The organism is Rhizobium sophoriradicis (assembly GCF_025200795.1).
GTDB lineage: Bacteria > Pseudomonadota > Alphaproteobacteria > Rhizobiales > Rhizobiaceae > Rhizobium > Rhizobium sophoriradicis.
The window spans coordinates 94,869-111,120 of record NZ_CP104152.1 but is presented as its reverse complement, the minus strand read 5'-3'; the positions used below and the strand labels follow the sequence as shown (position 1 = coordinate 111,120).

Sequence of the window (16,252 nt, the reverse complement as noted above, 5' to 3'; positions counted from 1 at the left end):
AGGGCATAGGCCAACAATTGGGAGGAGCGGCCATGTCGTCTTTGGATGGACGGGAACACACACCGGTCCCGCCGCCAATTCTAAATCCGGCCGGAGGTGCGAACCAGGTCAGGGTGCGGGCCTATAATGAACGGCTCGTGCTGTCGCTGGTGCGCCTTTACGGCGCGCTGTCGAAGGCCGACATTGCACGCCGCAGCGGGCTGTCGGCGCAGACGGTGTCGGTGATCATGCGGGTCCTGGAAAAGGAAGGGCTGTTGTCTCGCGGCGCACCGGTGCGCGGCCGCGTCGGCCAACCGTCGATCCCGATGCATCTCAATCCCGACGCGGTCTATTCCTTCGGCCTGAAAATGGGCCGGCGCAGCGCCGATCTGGTGCTGATGGATTTCGTCGGCCGCATCCGCATGCAGTTGCACCGGACCTATGCCTATCCGCTGCCGCACGAAATCCTCGCCTTCGTCACGTCAGGCATTCAGGAGATCGAGAGCCGGCTCGACGACAAGCAGCGCAGCCGTATCGCCGGCCTCGGCATCGCCGCCCCCTTCGAGCTGTGGAACTGGGCCGAAGAAGTCGGAGCGCCGCCCGGCGCCATGGAGGTCTGGCGCGACGTCGACCTGCAGGCCGATATCGCCGCGCGCGTTTCCCACCCGGTTTTCCTGCAGAACGATGCGACCAGCGCCTGCGGCGCCGAGCTCGTCTTCGGCGTCGGCCCCTCCTATCCCGATTTCGTCTATTTCTTCATCGGCTCCTTCATCGGCGGCGGCATCGTGCTGAATTCGGCGATCTTTTCCGGCCGTACCGGCACGGCGGGCGCGATCGGGCCGTTGCCCGTGCGCGACAGGAACGGCGAAACCAAGCAGCTGCTCGAAATCGCCTCGATCTTCGTTTTGGAAAACATGCTGCGCGAGCGCGGCATCGATCCCGAGCCGCTCTGGTATTCCGCCGACGATTGGGTGGATTTCGGCCAGCCGATGGAAATCTGGATTCAGGACACCGCCAAGGCGCTGGCGCAGGCAATCGTTGCGGCCGCCTCGATCGTCGATTTCAGCGCTGCCGTCATCGACGGCGGCTTTCCTCATTGGGTGCGCAGCCGCGTCGTGCAGGCGACGATCGACGAAGCCGCCAAGCTCGACCTGCAGGGCGTCGTCATGCCCGAGATCATCGAGGGCGCGGTCGGCGCGCAGGCGCGCGCCATCGGCGGCGCCAGCCTGCCGATCTTTGCGCGCTACCTCACAGACCAGAACGTACTCTTCAAGGAGATAGACCATGCTGAAGGGACTTGATCCGCTTCTGAGCCCGGAATTGCTTTTCACGCTGCGCGCCATGGGCCACGGCGACGAGATCGCCATTGTCGACGGCAACTATCCCGGCGTCGAACATGCCCGCCGGCTGATCCGGCTCGACGGCCATCATCTCATTCCGGTGCTCAATGCCGTGCTCAGCGTGCTGCCGATCGACGATTTCGTGCCGGAGGCGATCTTCCGCTCGACCGTCAAGGCCGAGCGCGACAAGCTCGATCCCGTGCATGAGGAGATGATCGACTGCTGCGCCCGTCACGAGCCCCATCGGCAGGTGGTGCCGCTCGTCGGCCAGGGTTTCTACGGCCGGGTGCGGGCCGCCCATGCGCTGATCCAGACCAGCGAGCCCAGGCTCTATGCCAACATCATCCTGCGCAAGGGCGTGATCTACCCGAAGGAGGGCGGCCAGGCGGCCGAGGTGAATCCGTTCGTCTACTAGAGCATTTCCGGCCGGCCCGATGCCCGCTAAAAGTCTCTGGTTATCACCTTGACGACCCACGCCATCTCCACAGGCTTCTCTAGCCGTTGGATTGTCTTGAACCTCGGGGGAATTCCACCGGAACCGTACCCGGTGACGAAGGCGAAGGAAATGTTCCGTGCCACCAGCCTGTCTGCGATCGGAATAGCCGACTCCCCGTCCAGATTGAGATCGAGCATGGCGAAGTCCAGATGAGCGGTAGCGTCGAGAAGTGCAAGGGCGTCGCCCACGGAAGCGACCGGGCCGACCACCTGGGCACCGGCACGAGCAAGGGAGCGCACAAGTTCGTCGGCGATGAAATAGTCGTCCTCGACCACGAGAATGGCGAGGCTGGCAAGGGAGTTCATCGTCGTCATGTCTTTCATTCCTTTCCCCCATCTATGGCTATGGGGGCCAGAATGGTGCAGCGAACGCCATCTGCGCCTATTTCATAAGTAGTATTCGCCTTGAGCTGATACGGGAGTGCCCGCTCAATCAGTTCGCGACCGTAGCCGGAGCCCCGCGGTGGAGCGTCGTCAGACGGCATGTTTTCAACTCCGGTTTCCACCCACTCCAGAAACAGGGCCGGCGCCCCGCCGCCTTCATTCTTGAGGCGCCACCGGATCGTCAGGCAGCCCCGTGGAGACGCCAGAGCCCCATATTTGACGGCGTTGGTCGCCAGTTCGTGCAGCGCCAGCGCGAATGTTTGAATCGCCCGCGATCGCAGCCGTATTCCGCGCGGTCCATCGAGCATTATTTTTTCTTTACCGCCGACATGAGCGGCCAATTCGGCCTCAAGCAGTTCGTCAAAGGTAACCCGTTGGTCTTCGCCCAGCCGGGAGAGAAGACTCTGCACTCTGGCGACGGCAGCAAGCCTACGACTGAATGCCTCGGCGAAGTCGTCCAGCGTCATACTTGACTCGATCGTCTTCAGCGACAGCGAGCGTATAACGGCAACGATGTTGCGGGTTCGATGCTGGAGCTCCGCCAGCATGACCTCCTGCCTGCCCTGGAGTTCCTTCAGTTGCTGCACATCGGTGCAGGTCCCCAGCCACTCGAATTCCAGGCCGGTTGCCGGAAGCGAGCGGCTGTGGTGCCAGATATATTCACCGTCCGAAGCGCGGCGAATACGATTTTCGCAGTCGAGCCCGCCCTTGGCTTCCGCGTCCCTCCAGGCCGCCATCACAAGGTCGCGGTCTTCGGGATGGATGACGTCCAGCCAGCCCATTCCAGCGCTGTCTTCGTTGCGCTGTCCAGTGAACCTCTCCCATTGCGGGCTTGACCAGATGCGATGGCCGAGCGATCGCGCTCGCCAGACCAGTTGGGGAACGCCTGCTATAAGCGAGCGCTGCAAGGCTTCGCTTTCATAAAGCCGCTGTTCGGTTCGCCGCCGCTCCGTGACGTCCTGGCCGACCTTGAGGAAGCCCCTCACCGAGCCGTCCGGGTTTCGCAGGCAAACGGTCGAGCCGTCGACGAAAACCCGCGAGCCGTCCTTGCGCAAATGCCATCTCACGTCGGGCGCCGAACCCTCGCGTCTGGCCGTCTCGATCTCGTTGCGATCCTCCCCCCGCGTCCGATCTTCAGGCGTAAATAATTCGCTGCACGACATTCCCGCGGCCTCCTCGGCCGTCCACCCGAAGACCTTCTCAGCGCCCTTATGCCAGTCGACGATCCGATCCTGCGCGTCTGCGACAAAAATCGCATAGTCGCGGGCCTTCTCCACGACGATAGAGAAACGTTCCGTTGTCGCCTGAAGGGCCTGGACCTTGTGGAGCCTGTCGATCACGGGTCCGAGGATCGTGGCGTAGGTACGAAGGAATTGAGTGTCTTCTTCCCCGAAATCCCTCGGCTCGACGTCGTCAACCTGCAACAGCCCGTAAGCACGGTTGGCCGGCAAGAAGATCGGCACGTTGGCGAGCGCGGCGACACCGGCCTCTTTCATAAACATGGGAATTCTGAACCGCTCTTCCCTGGTGACGTCCTGAGTGATAACGGGCTCGCCGGTCCGGATCGAATAGGTTTCGGACGAATAGTCGTCCATGTCCAACTCGAGGCCGACGATGTCGGGCTGCCATCCGATGGCCGCTCGCACTCGCAGCTTTTTTCCACCTTCGTGAATTTCCAATACCTTGGAGCGCTGCGTTTCGACCGCATCGCTAACCAGACGGCAGGCCTCGAATAGGATGGCATCCAGATCATCTGAGCGAAGTGCGAATTCCCCGAAGTCGGCGAGGACTTTCTGGCGCTTGAGTAGCTGACCATGATCCAACACTTGCTTCCTCGGACGTGTCATTTCGAATCCTCTCGAACATCCCGCAAGAAGATCAGTTCCCGACAATGCGCGACCGGTGATCGCCGGCATCACGCGTACCTTGGATTGATCTAGCGTTAGTTCGGAATTTAACGAGTCATGGAGGCACCGGCGGGGCTGATGTTGAACGCCAATCAGATGCGGCAGCAGCAGCCACAGACCGGGAACATTCCTGGGATAAGGCGGTTAGTCGGCATCGAACCAGGAGGACCCCAATGTATCACCATGTACAGAAGCTCATGTATACCGTTCGGGTTGACGAACCTGATCCGAAATTCGGCAATATGCTGCTTGAGCAGTTCGGTGGCGCAAACGGCGAACTTGCCGCCGCCATGCAATACTCTATTCAAGGTTTGAATTGCGAGGATCCCGGACGGAAGGACCTCCTGATGGACATCGGAACCGAAGAACTCAGTCACCTCGAGATCGTCGGGACTCTTGCGAGGATGCACCTCAAGCCGCTGAAGTCCGTCAGAGAAGAGGCGGAAGCCGACCCGCTGATCGCCATTGCAGGCGGCGGTGGGGTGAACCTTTTCAATTCGATGGGAAACCCCTGGACTGCCGATTATCTCAAAATAACGGGTGAATTGGACGTGGATCTGCGAAGCAATATAGCCGCGGAGGCACGTGCCAAGATCGTCTACGAACGCCTGATCGACTTCTGCCGCGATCCGGGGACCAAGGATGCGCTGCAGTTCCTGATGACCAGAGAGATCACCCACATGCGTGCTTTCGCCCTGGCCCTCGAAAGCATGGGCAAGCCGCCGCTGAGCGTCGGCAGGATTGCGCCGACTGCAGGACTGGTCGATCAGTTCTTCAACGATTCCACCGGTGAAGGGGATTTGGGTGAGGTCGACACCCGCGGCCCCTGGAATGAAGGAAAACCGTGGGAGTTTGTCGAGGCGCCGGCCTTCCATGATCTCCCGGGAGTGGAAAACGGGGGAACGGCAATCCACGCTCGAAGCGCCCCTCCGAACGGAGCAGAAGCGATCCAGGAAGTCCTTGTGGATGAGCTCCGTGACCTCCTGCATGCGGAAAAGCAGCTGTTGAAGGCGCTTCCCAAGATGCAGAAAGCCGCCCGCACTCAGCAGCTCCAGACCTTGCTGCGCAACCATCTTGTCGAGACGGAGGGGCAGATCGAGCGCCTGAACGAATGTCTGCGCATTGTCGGCACGTCGCCTCGCGCCAAACCATGCAAGGGCATGGCCGGCCTAGTAGAGGAAGGCGAGGAGGTGATGGCGGAAGGCAAGAAAAAGGAAGACGCTCCCGCTGATCTGGCTTTGATCGGAGCGGCGTTGCGCGTCGAGCACTACGAGATTGCCGCCTACACCACCGCTCGCAATCTGGCCCTTCAACTTACGCAGCCGGCGGTCGCTCAACTGCTCACACTGTCGCTGGGCGAAGAGCAGAATGCGGGACAGTTGCTGGATCAGGTTGCCCAACCCCTGATGTCGGCGGCGAGAATGCCAAGTAGCGTCCTGACAGTTTAGCCGACAGGAGCGAGGAACGCGTGATCCGGCTTGACGGCGACGGGCCCGCATAAGCCGAAGTTTGCTACAGACGGCACCGCGCCTGTGAGGAGACGTGGTGCCGCCTGCGTGCAGGCGCATCGCCGCCGCAAGAGCTGCCTTTGTTGACCGCCAATATTAATGATATGCATAATCAATAATTCGAGCTATAATGACGGCTGACATCATAGATTAAATTGGCCGTCGAAAGGATCGTGACGTGCGGATCACGAAGGAAAAGAAGCAGGAAAACTACGACCGGATTATCGCAACGGCGTCAGAGCTGTTTCGCGAGCGCGGTTTCGATGGCGTCGGCGTGGCGGAATTGATGGAGCGCGCAGGGCTCACCCATGGCGGCTTCTACAATCACTTCCGCTCCAAGGAGGAGTTGATCGCGGAATCGACCGAGAACGGTTTGAGCGAGACCTTGCAGCGCTACGCCGGTCACGACGTCCTCGATGTCATGGAGCTTTATCTTGCACGCGAACACCGGGATGGGCGCGGCCAGGGGTGCACGGCCGCGGCACTGAGTTGCGATGCCGCTCGACAGCCTAAGGAAACCAAGGCCGTTTTCGCTGACGGAATAGATAAGCTGGTGCGCGCGGTGGAGGGTGGCATTGCGCAACGTCACGCTTCCGGCGCCGGCGGGCGGGCGCAAGCTATCGCCATCCTCGCTCAAGCGGTTGGCGCAATCGTGCTTTCGAGGGCCTGTCCGGACGATTCCCCGCTGGCGGACGAGCTGCTCGACGCCTGCCGGGCGGATTGCCGCGACGCCATTGAGAATCGGATGCGGGAACGATAAGGGCACGCATAGGCCGGCGCGACCGACCTCAATCAGCGACCTCGATGACCACCTTGCCCTTGGCGCGCCCGGTCTCGACATAGGCCAGCGCATCTCCGGTCTTTTCAAACGGGAACACCTTGTCGACGACCGGCCGGATCACGCCTTGTTCGATCAGGTTGGCAATCTCAACCAGCTGCCGCCCCTCGGCGCGCATGAACAGGAATGAATAAGCGACGCCGAGACGCTTGGCCTTTTTGCGAACGCCGCGGCTGAGCAGCCGCAGCACCAGTTTCAGGAACAGGTTCAGGCCGAGCTCCCTGGCGAATGCCGGTTCGGGCGGACCGGAGATGGAAATGAGCCGGCCACCCGGCTTCAGCACGCCCAGCGACTTTTCGAGCGTCTTCGGATCCTGGCTGTTCAGCACCAGATCGTAGCCCGACAAGATCTTTTCGAAGTCCTGCGTCTTGTAGTCGATGACCACATCCGCCCCGAGACTTCTCGCCAGCTCGGCATTTTTTGCGCTCGTCGTCGTCGCAACCGTCGCGCCGAGATGTTTGGCGAGCTGAATGGCGAACGTCCCGACACCGCCGGAGCCGGCCTGAATGAAGACCTTCTGGCCGGGCTTTATCTTACCTACCTCGACGAGCGCCTGCCAGGCGGTCAACCCGACGAGCGGGATGGACGCCGCTTGGCTCATGCTGAGGTTGCTCGGCTTCAGCGCCGCATCGGCTTCATCGATGGCAATGAATTCGGCGAATGTCCCGACCCGATGATCGCGAGGCCGTGCATAGACTTCGTCACCCACCTTCAACCGCCTCACCCTGGATCCGACTTTGACAACCGTTCCGGCGAGGTCATGCCCGAGGACGAAGGGCGGACGATAGGGAAGAATAAGCTTGAACTCCCCGTCCCGCACCTTGGAGTCGAGCTGGTTCACGGCGGTGGCCTGAATCCGCACGAGGACGTCATTGTCCAGCAATTCCGGTTCCGGCAGGTTGGCCAGACGCAGAGCGCCTTTCTTCTTGTATTTATCAACGACGAATGCCTGCACGGGGCCTTCTCCTGTTGCGGCGTCAGCCAAAGGCTCAAATCGGCGTGGACCCATGTCGTAGACGACGACCTAGTCCCGTCATGAGATTTTTAATGACGTTTATCATCATAGATGATTAATGATTCTCATCATTAAAGTTGTCAAGCGATTATTTCCGATCCGACGCTTCATCCGATTTGCGGCGAAGCTATCCGTTGTGCGCAGCGAAACCCCGGCACCCCTGGTCAGGGCAACTCACCGTTAACCTTCGACGCTCACAATAGTCTTTCGAACTTGACTGCGCGCTTGACCGCGACCGCAAGCCGGCCTTTCAATTCCGCCCGAATGATTTGTGGCGGTCTCGATACCGCAAGGACGATGCGGTCCTGCGAACTGGCCATGATGGCTCTTTACAAAACAGGAGCCCGTTCATATGCCTCGCATCCAATCGAGCAGACCCCAGATGGAGATATTGGGCTGGCTCTCGATCTTCCTGCTTCTTTTCTGCCTGTCCTGGTTCTTCGATTGGCACGAGAGGCTGGATGGGTTCATCGAACGGTATCACGGCTATCCCCTGGACCATGCGCTGCTTGCCTTGAATGTCTCCGGGTTTTTGGGAGTCGTCTATTCCGCGCTGAGGATCCGGGATCTCTCGAGGGAGGTTCATCGCAGGCTGCAGGCCGAAAAACATGTCGACTGGATTGCCTGTCATGACACGTTGACCGAGCTGCCGAACCGCAGATTTCTGGAGTCCGTATGCGCGCAGGCGATGATCGATCAAAGGGCAGAAGAAACCTATGCCGTGTTCAGCATCGATCTCGACGGCTTCAAGAAGGTCAACGATCTCCTCGGCCACGATCACGGTGATGCGGTGCTGAAGACCGTTGCTCAGCGGCTCTCCTCGCTCTTTCCCCGTGAGCACGTTTTCCGCCTCGGCGGAGACGAGTTTGTGGTCCTGGCGCGCCGCAGCGGACATCCCGATCTCGTCGCTTTGGGGAACCGCATCGTCAGCGCCATCGGCAAGCCGTTCACATTCAATGGTGTCGCCGTCGACCTCGGCGCCAGTGTCGGCTTCGCAGTTTATCCCGAGGACGGCGATGAGCTCGGTCAGGTCATCCGGCATTCTGATTGCGCGATGTATGTCGCCAAAAAGCAGGGCCGCAATCTGGTGAAGCCCTTCGTGCCTTCGATGCAAGACGAGCTGGCGAAGCGGGTCAGGATAGAAGGCGATCTGCGCGCGGCCATCCGGAAGGGCGAGATCGTTCCCTATTATCAGCCGCTCGTGGATCTGAAGGCAAACAAGATCATCGGCTTTGAGGCGCTGGCGCGCTGGAAAACGGCGTCCGGCGAATTCATCCCGCCGAGCGAATTCATTCCAGTGGCGGAGGAAGCCGGCCTGATCGTCGAATTGACGGACCAGCTGCTTCGCAGCGCCTGCACCGATGCGCTTTCCTGGCCAAGCGAGCTTGTCCTGTCCTTCAATCTTTCTCCGATCCAGCTGAGCGACCGGTTGCTGGGCCTTAGAATTCTCAAGATATTGGGCGATGTCGGCCTGCCCGCGCACCGGGTCGAGCTTGAGGTGACGGAGAGCGCCATCATCCAGGACGCGGTCACGGCAAGGATTGTCCTCGACGATCTGGTGAATGCGGGGGTCAGGATTGCTCTCGACGATTTCGGAACGGGCTTTTCCAGCCTCTCGCAGCTGTCCAGCTACCCGTTCGACAAGATCAAGATCGACAGGAGTTTCGTCGCTTCGTTCGAGACCAATGACAAGCAGGACAAGGTGATCAAGGCCATCGTCGCTCTCGGCACCGGACTGGGCGTGAGGATAACGGCCGAAGGCATCGAAGAGGAGAGCCAACTTCAGCGGCTTCAGGATCTCGGCTGTGACTTCGGCCAGGGATATCTGCTGGGCAGACCTGCGCCGATTGAGGAGATCACCGCACATCAGGTCGACAGCAGGATTCTGCAGCGTCTTTGACGAAACCATGCGTTCGCCTGACGAGGGCAGGAGCGACAATCGATGCCCCTCGCCCGGTAGAGATCAACCGTCGATTTCGACTTCCGCTTCGCAGTTTACCGGCGCATTCAACGGGATGGCCATGCCGATGGACGAGCGTGCGTGGGCGCCGGCGTCGGGACCGTAGAGTTCCAGTATCAGATCGGAATAGCCGTTTGTGACCAGCGGCGTCTCATTGAAATCAGGCGCAACATTCACCATGGCGAAAACGCGCAGCCACGCCGTCACCCGATCGAGGTCTCCGACGGCGCGTTTGAGGCTGGCGAGATGGGCCAAGGCGACGAGCCGCGCCGATGCGTAACCCTGCTCCGGCGAAACTTCGGCTCCGACCTTGCCCAGCGGTTTTGCCAAAGTCCCATCCGGGTTGCAGGCGACATGACCCGAAATATAAGCGCGGGTGCCGCGCACCCGAACCCAGGCAAAGGGCAATTTCAGGCCGTCGCGAACCTTCAAAGGTTCGGGCAATTGCAGACCCATTTCGGCCAGACGTTGTTCGATGATGGCCATGATGCACCTCCCATGTGATTAGATCGCGCCAAAGCGGCCAGTGGTTTTGCGATGGCGATATGCGAAAAACCGGGGCTTTAGGGCGTGGCGGCCAAATCCAAGGATCGCGACCCGCTTAGGGCACGATGCCGTCAAGCTCCGGCATGAGAATGACGCTCTCGTTCGCCGCGGGATCGTTGCGGGCACCGAGGAATTCGGCGTCTTCCGTGCTGCGATTGACGGCCACGTGCGGAACACCGGCCGGAATGAACAGGTAGTCGCCGGGGCGTACCGTTTCGCAGCGTTCGAGCTTCGGCCCCGACCAGATCTCGATCTCCTGGCCTGCGGTCATGAGAAGGGCGGTCTCGTGTCCCTCATGGCGATGGGCGCTGGTTCGCCTGCCTGCGGGCAGCGAAATCCTCCCGAGCCAAAGCATGGTCGATCCGACGCTCTCAGCCGAGACGCCCGATCGGTAGACAGATCCCTGCTTGGCAATATGGCTGTCGCCGCCGCTGATGACTTTTGCGGTTACTGCAGAAGGATTTTTCGGCTGGGCTGCTTCGTTCTTCATGGCTCTCACCATTTTCGTGGCGGCGATGAAACAGACTCTGCGCGCTCAGCCGGCGCAAGTCCTGAAGCGATGCCGAAAAATTCCGAAAAGCTGCGAAATCGGCGTATCATAGCCGGCCATGAACACCCAGCACCTTGCATTCGGCCATTTCGAGTTCATTGCCGAGAACGGATGCTTGCTTCGTGACGATCGGCCTGTCGCCATCGGCGCCCGCGGCGCTTCGCTGCTTGCCGTTCTGCTTGCGGCACAAGGGGGCGTCGTCGCCAAATCGGCTCTGATGGATGCCGTCTGGCCGGGATTGGCCGTCGAGGAAAGCAATCTTTCCGTTCAGATTGCCGCGCTTCGCAAGCTGCTCGGCCCCGCATCGGACGGCGGCGAATGGATCGTCACCGTCCCACGGCTCGGCTACAGGTTTTCCGGCCGGGTGGAGAGCTTGACCGACGGAGCCGATAGCGGGTGGCATGCGCAAGCCGAACCCAACCCCGGTATTGCAGTCCTGCCGTTTGAAAATCTGGGCGGCGATGCTGAGAAACAATATCTGGCCGACGGTATCGCCGACGACCTGATCATCGCGCTCACCCGGTTTAGATGGCTGCGCGTCGCGTCACGCGGAGCGAGTTTCGCAAGATGGAATGGCTCCAGGGATCCGCGCACCGTCGGGCTCGAACTCGGTATCAATTTTCTGGTGGATGGGGCTATCCGGTACACCGGCGATCGGATCCGGATATCGGTGCACCTCGCCGACGCGGCCAAGGGCGCGACGGTCTGGTCCGAGCATTACGACCTTCAGCTGGCCGAGATATTTGCGGTACAAGACGCCATCGCCGAGCGGATCGCCGCGGCGGTCGAACCGGAGCTGCTGTTGCGCCACGGGCTTGCGGTCGCTCCCCACACCGGCAACATCACGGCCTGGGACCTTGTCCGCCAAGGCACATTCAATTTCCACAAGGTCTCACAGCCAACCCACCTTCTGGCAAGACGATTTTTCCGCGAGGCCGCCGAGCTCGACCCCATGCTTCCGGAGGCGCAGATCTGGCGGGCGCGGGTCAATGCCGGCCTCATCGCCTACGGCTGGACGGACGATCCCGCCGCGGATGGCCAGGAAGGGTTAACTGCCGCCCTGCGGGCGATCTATCTCGACGCGCGAAACCCCTACTCACATTATGCGCTGGCGATCGTGTCGGCCTATACGGGTCGAGCCGACCAGGCGATCCTCGCCGCGGAACGGTCGATCGAGCTCGGCTCGAGCTTCGCCCTCGGGCATCTCGTCCTCGGCATGGCCCGGCTCTTTTCCGGTGATGCGGCCGGCGCACGCAAGCCTTTGTCTCGCGGCCTCGAACTCAATCCGCATGATCCGCAGAATGGGGTCTGGTTCAGCCTGCTGATGCTCGCGCGGCTCTTTTCGGACGATGTCGAGGGCGCGCTCGCGGTGGGACATACGGCCCTAAAGGCGCGGCCCGACTGGCCGGCGCTCATGCGCCTCCAGGCCTGCTGCCATATGGCCACGGGACATTTTGAGCAGGCTCGCCGCTTTGCCGCTGCCGCCAAAGGCATTCCCGAACCTGCCGGCGATGCGCTTGGACCGTTCCGGGATGGCAACCAGCCGTGGGCGACCCGCCTCAGCGGGCTGTTGCAAGAAGCGGAACGTTAAAGGCCCTTTTGCGAGCAAGTCGCAGGCAAGGTCATTACGCTCCGGCAGGCGGCAGAGCAATTCAAATCTCCCCCGCCGACGGCCCCCAGACATCCGTCAGTGCGAAGCCTGAGGGATGCGGGTCGAAGGGGTCGAGGGCCACCTGGGTGAGGCCGAAGGTGAAGCCGCGGCCGGTGATGGTGGGGATGACGGCTTGGCGGCCGGCGACCTCGGTCACCGCCTGCAGGCCGACCTCGAACTCGGAGCCGATGATCGATTTCGAGGTGAAGACGTCGCCGGCCTTCGCCCTGCCGCGGGCATGGAGCGCGGCGAGATTGGCGGAATTGCCGGTGCCGCAGGGCGAGCGGTCGGCCCGTCCCGGCCACATGGTGGTGCAGGTGCGCACCGTGCCGTCGGCCTCGGTATCGCGGAACATCACATAGGCGACGCCTGAAATTGCCGGGATTTGGGGATGGACGACCTTGATGTCGCGGTTGATCAGCTCCTTGAGGATCATGCCGGCCTGGACGAGGCCGGCGGCATTGGCCTTCTCGATCGTGAGATTGATCTGGCCGACATCGACCAGCGCATAAAAGATGCCGCCATAGCAGAGATCGGCTTTGATCCTGCCCCAATGCGGCGTGTCGATCTCGACGTCGAGCTCATGCACGAAGGACGGCACCATGGTGAGCTTGACCTTTTCGCAGCGCCCGTCGCGGCAGGTCGCCGTCGCCTTGACGAGGCCGGCGGCGGTTTCCAGCGTCACGATGGTCTCCGGCTCCTGCATCTCGACGATGCCGGCTTCGAGCAGCGCCGTCGTCACGCAGATCGAGTTCGAGCCGGAGCTCGCATGCGCCTGGTCGGGCTGCAGGATGATGAAGGCGGCGTCCGCTTCCGGATGACGCGCCGGCAGCAGCAGGTTGACTGAGCCGATCGGGGCGCCGCGCGGCTCGAGGCAGAGGAAGCGGCGAAGCTCGTCGCCCTTCGGATCGGTGTTCAGCCAATGCAGTTGGGCGGCGATGGTATCGCCGGGGATCTTCGGCACGCCGCCGATCGCGACACGGCCGATCTCGCCTTCGGCATGGACGTCCAGCAACTGGATCGTGCGCTTCCATCTCATATCGAAAACTCCGGTTCTGAGGTCACGGCTCTCATCAGTATCGGTCGATGCGGAACGGGCGCATGTCGACCGGCGGCTCAATGCCGGTCACCATATCGCTGATCAGCCGCGCTGTCGTCGGGGCATAGGTCAGGCCGAGATGGCCGTGGCCGGTCGCATAAAAAACACCCGGCATTTTCGACGACGGCGAAATGATTGGGATCGTATCGGGCAGCGCCGGGCGATGGCCCATCCAGTCCGTCGCCTCTTCGAGTTTCAGGCCGGGCAGCGCCCGCTGGGCGTGGCGCACCAGCACGCGCGGGCGGCGGAAGTCCGGCGCGGCGTCGAGACCGGCGAGTTCGACATTGCCGCCGACACGGATGCCGCCGGCCGTCGGCGTCACCATGAAGGCACGCGCCGGCCAGATCACCGAATAGCGCATCGATATGCCCGGCTTCATGATCTGGGTGTGATAGCCACGCTCGGTTTCGAGCGGGATCGGCTCGCCCAGTTTTTTGGCCAGGAATCGCGTGTGGACGCCGGCGGCGAGCACGACAGAATCGGCCTCGATGCGGCCGCCATTTTCCAAGAGGACGACGACGGCGCCATCGCCCTTGCGCTCGATGTTCCTGACGGCGCCGGAGACAAAGGCCGCGCCCGCGGCTTTGGCCGCCTCGGCCAGTTTGACCACCAGTCTATAGGGATCGCGGATCGACTTGTTGTCGGGCAGCAGCACGGCCTTGGCAATGACGGGCGAAAGAGCCGGCTCATAATATTGGATGGCGCCGGTGCTCAAGACTTCGAATTCGAGGCCGTAGCGCTGCATCATGGCGAGGTGGCTGCGGTCGGCGGCAAATTCCGCCTCGGTCTCGTAGATCGCCAGACACCCCTCCTCCGTCATCAGCTCGGAGGCGCCGATCGCCTGCAGCATCGCCCTGAAATCGCCGAGCGCGCGCTGCGACAGGCTCATGCCGGCATCTTCGATTTCCCTGAGGCGCGACGGGCGGCCGGCGGCAAGGAAACGCAGGAACCAGGGCAGCATTTTTGCTGCATAGGAGGGCCGCAACCAGACCGGGCCTTCGGGATCGAGTAGCCAGCCGGGCATTTTCTTCCAGGTCGAAGGGCCGGACCCAGCGGCAAAATCGAGCGCGATGCTCGCCATATTGCCGAAGGAGGTGCCGCGTCCCGGCGCGCCTTTGTCGACCAGCGTCACTTGAAGGCCCCGTCGCTGCAAGTCGAAAGCAATGGAGGCGCCGATCACCCCCGCGCCGACGACAACAACCTTCTTCTTCGTCTCTTCAGCCATGCCATCAACCCAACCGCACGGCTGACAAGACCGCCGCTTCGCCAGCCTGATATATCAGAACGACGTTGATTGCCTATGAAATTTTTACTGGGTGGCGGGCAGGCCGGCGCCGACGCTGTCGCCGACCGAACCGACGGTATTGTCCACCGACTGGCCGAGACGTTTTAGCTGAGCGTCGTAATTGCGCCGGGTGCGCGGATCGAAGATGGCGATCGGCGTGCTGACAGCGACGCCGACGGCACTTCCGGCGGTCTGGGCAGCGCCCATCGCCACGGCGCCGACGGCCTCGCCGAGGCCGACATTGGAATCGGTGATTGTCTGGCCGGCGATCAGCCGGTCGCCGATCAGCTTCACCACTTCGGGGCTTTCGGCGAATTTGCCGTGGTTCAGCCTGTCGCCGCCCTTGAGCTTGGTGAGATCGAGCACGGTGATGCCGGCCGCTTCGAGCTTGCTGCGATAGGGCTCGGCCGAGGGATCGATCTGGCCGAGGCGATCGATATTGCCGGAGATGCGCCGCGACAAGGCGAGCGCCCGGTCGTCCTGCGAGACGAAGATGGTGAAATGCGGCCTGTCCTTGCCGAGGCTTGCGAACTGGCGGCCGAAGACGTCGACATCGAGATCCGGCGAGGCGAGGATGACATTGTTGATCTTGCCGGCGACGTGGCCGTTGCGGATCGCCATCTGCCTGAGTGCTTCGACGGTGAGCCAGGTGCCCATCGAATGCGCCATGATGGTGATGTCGCTGACGGCGGGATTGGCGGCGGTTCGCGTCAGCAGTTCTTCCAGTGCATCGCGGGAATAATTGGTGCTTTCCTTGTCGTAATTGTAATCGAAGATGCTGGCGCGCGAGGGCCAGGTGAAGACGACAGGTGCCACGTCGGCATGTGAATCATGGACGATCTGGGCGAAGCGGTAGACGGCATCCTCATAACGATTGTTGAAACCGTGCACGAAGACCAGCACGCGGCGGCTTTTCGGCATATGGGTCTTCAGCCAGGTCTCGCCCGCCCGCTCGCCTTCGAGCGGATCCACGGACACGGTGACGAAATCGCGTAAGGGATCGGCCGGCAGCCGCCTCGGCCATTGCACCTGGCCGACCTTGCGATTGGCATCCGGCGGAATGGAGACATCGACGGCATTGACCGTGAGCCCGGTGCCGCGTTCGCCGGAGAACAGCACGGCGGGATTGTCATCGGCAGCCCGCGTCGTCGCCACGAGCAGATCGACCTTCGAGGTGCCCGGCGGCACCGTGCCGGCCGCCTGCATGACGCCGACCGGCCTGCCGCCGCAGCCGGCGAGCACCAGCGCTGCAAGCAGAAGACCTGTCTGGGCCGCATGCGGGACGCGCCATCTGCCGATCATGATCAAACTCCAACCGGTGCGCGCACCGGACAGGGGCGCCCGTTCAAATAGTCCGTCGACGCCTGCCGAGTCAAACCGCGGGAAAACTTTGGGGGAAAAAGAAAAGAGCCTGGCGCGGGAGGAGGTGCGCCAGGCTCTTGATCCTGACTGACAACTGGGAGGAGGAGTGTTGTCAGTCCGATGTAAGAGCGCTGGGAGGAGGAGTGTTGTCAGTCCGATGTAAGAGCGCTGGGAGGAGGAGTGCGCTGCTTACGAAGATAGTGATAGCCCATTCATTTGATCGGGAATAGCGAAAATACCGCAATGCAGCAATGCATCCAGTGCAATGCTTGCCCTCGAAATGACAGATCAACGCCTCATTTTGCGGCATGTTTGACCAGGTGGTCAAAATAT

Annotated in this window: 14 protein-coding genes; 6 read left to right on the top strand and 8 right to left on the bottom strand. The window is 61.7% G+C overall.

The genetic code is table 11. The features are described 5' to 3' along the window. Window positions 1–32 precede the first annotated feature (32 nt). On the top strand, window positions 33–1,280 hold the full coding sequence (locus N2597_RS00555; RefSeq protein WP_038686605.1) for an ROK family transcriptional regulator: 1,248 nt from the start codon (window positions 33–35) through the stop codon (window positions 1,278–1,280). Next, window positions 1,264–1,734: an RbsD/FucU family protein gene (locus N2597_RS00550; protein WP_183599076.1), complete on the top strand. Its 471-nt coding sequence runs from the start codon at window positions 1,264–1,266 to the stop codon at window positions 1,732–1,734. The genes N2597_RS00555 and N2597_RS00550 overlap by 17 nt, the downstream gene beginning before the upstream one ends. 26 nt (window positions 1,735–1,760) lie before the next feature. Here the strand turns inward: N2597_RS00550 and N2597_RS00545 are convergent, their stop codons facing one another. Beyond that, window positions 1,761–2,138 (bottom strand): response regulator, encoded by a 378-nt coding sequence (locus N2597_RS00545; RefSeq protein WP_225881451.1) that lies wholly within the window; start codon window positions 2,136–2,138, stop codon window positions 1,761–1,763. Continuing rightward, window positions 2,135–4,024, bottom strand: a complete 1,890-nt coding sequence (locus N2597_RS00540; protein WP_183599094.1) for a PAS domain S-box protein — start codon at window positions 4,022–4,024, stop codon at window positions 2,135–2,137. Before N2597_RS00540 ends, N2597_RS00545 begins: the two co-directional genes overlap by 4 nt. Before the next feature lie 254 nt (window positions 4,025–4,278). Here N2597_RS00540 and N2597_RS00535 point away from each other — a divergent pair, with 254 nt between their 5' ends. Next, entirely contained in the window at window positions 4,279–5,553 is a 1,275-nt protein-coding gene (locus N2597_RS00535) for a DUF892 family protein (RefSeq protein WP_183599078.1), read from the top strand. A gap of 238 nt (window positions 5,554–5,791) precedes the next feature. Further along, window positions 5,792–6,373 carry a TetR/AcrR family transcriptional regulator gene (locus N2597_RS00530; RefSeq protein WP_106797061.1) on the top strand — a complete coding sequence of 194 codons (582 nt, stop codon included), beginning with the start codon at window positions 5,792–5,794 and terminating at the stop codon, window positions 6,371–6,373. Between the two features lie 28 nt (window positions 6,374–6,401). Here the strand turns inward: N2597_RS00530 and N2597_RS00525 are convergent, their stop codons facing one another. After that, window positions 6,402–7,406 (bottom strand): NADP-dependent oxidoreductase, encoded by a 1,005-nt coding sequence (locus N2597_RS00525; protein ID WP_183599080.1) that lies wholly within the window; start codon window positions 7,404–7,406, stop codon window positions 6,402–6,404. A 412-nt stretch (window positions 7,407–7,818) separates the two neighbouring features. Between N2597_RS00525 and N2597_RS00520 the strand changes: the two genes are divergently transcribed. Next, entirely contained in the window at window positions 7,819–9,366 is a 1,548-nt protein-coding gene (locus N2597_RS00520) for a putative bifunctional diguanylate cyclase/phosphodiesterase (protein WP_106797060.1), read from the top strand. Between the two features lie 63 nt (window positions 9,367–9,429). Here N2597_RS00520 and N2597_RS00515 read toward each other — a convergent pair whose 3' ends face one another. Together N2597_RS00515 and N2597_RS00510 are read right to left on the bottom strand one after the other, a co-directional pair. After that, window positions 9,430–9,912, bottom strand: a complete 483-nt coding sequence (locus N2597_RS00515; RefSeq protein ID WP_038686594.1) for a RidA family protein — start codon at window positions 9,910–9,912, stop codon at window positions 9,430–9,432. A gap of 115 nt (window positions 9,913–10,027) precedes the next feature. Beyond that, window positions 10,028–10,462, bottom strand: a complete 435-nt coding sequence (locus tag N2597_RS00510) for a cupin domain-containing protein (RefSeq protein WP_106797058.1) — start codon at window positions 10,460–10,462, stop codon at window positions 10,028–10,030. Between the two features lie 118 nt (window positions 10,463–10,580). On the opposite strand from N2597_RS00510, the gene N2597_RS00505 reads away from it, so the two are divergent. Further along, window positions 10,581–12,113 carry a winged helix-turn-helix domain-containing tetratricopeptide repeat protein gene (locus N2597_RS00505; RefSeq protein ID WP_183599082.1) on the top strand — a complete coding sequence of 511 codons (1,533 nt, stop codon included), beginning with the start codon at window positions 10,581–10,583 and terminating at the stop codon, window positions 12,111–12,113. Window positions 12,114–12,174: 61 nt separating this feature from the next. Here N2597_RS00505 and N2597_RS00500 read toward each other — a convergent pair whose 3' ends face one another. From N2597_RS00500 to N2597_RS00490, 3 genes are all read right to left on the bottom strand, one after another. Continuing rightward, a complete protein-coding gene (locus tag N2597_RS00500) occupies window positions 12,175–13,212 on the bottom strand; it encodes a proline racemase family protein (RefSeq protein WP_096762971.1) in 1,038 nt (345 codons plus the stop codon). Between the two features lie 34 nt (window positions 13,213–13,246). After that, window positions 13,247–14,497, bottom strand: coding sequence for an NAD(P)/FAD-dependent oxidoreductase (locus tag N2597_RS00495; RefSeq protein WP_183599084.1), 1,251 nt, complete (start codon window positions 14,495–14,497; stop codon window positions 13,247–13,249). A gap of 84 nt (window positions 14,498–14,581) precedes the next feature. Continuing rightward, entirely contained in the window at window positions 14,582–15,859 is a 1,278-nt protein-coding gene (locus tag N2597_RS00490) for an alpha/beta hydrolase (RefSeq protein WP_096762973.1), read from the bottom strand. Window positions 15,860–16,252 lie beyond the last annotated feature (393 nt).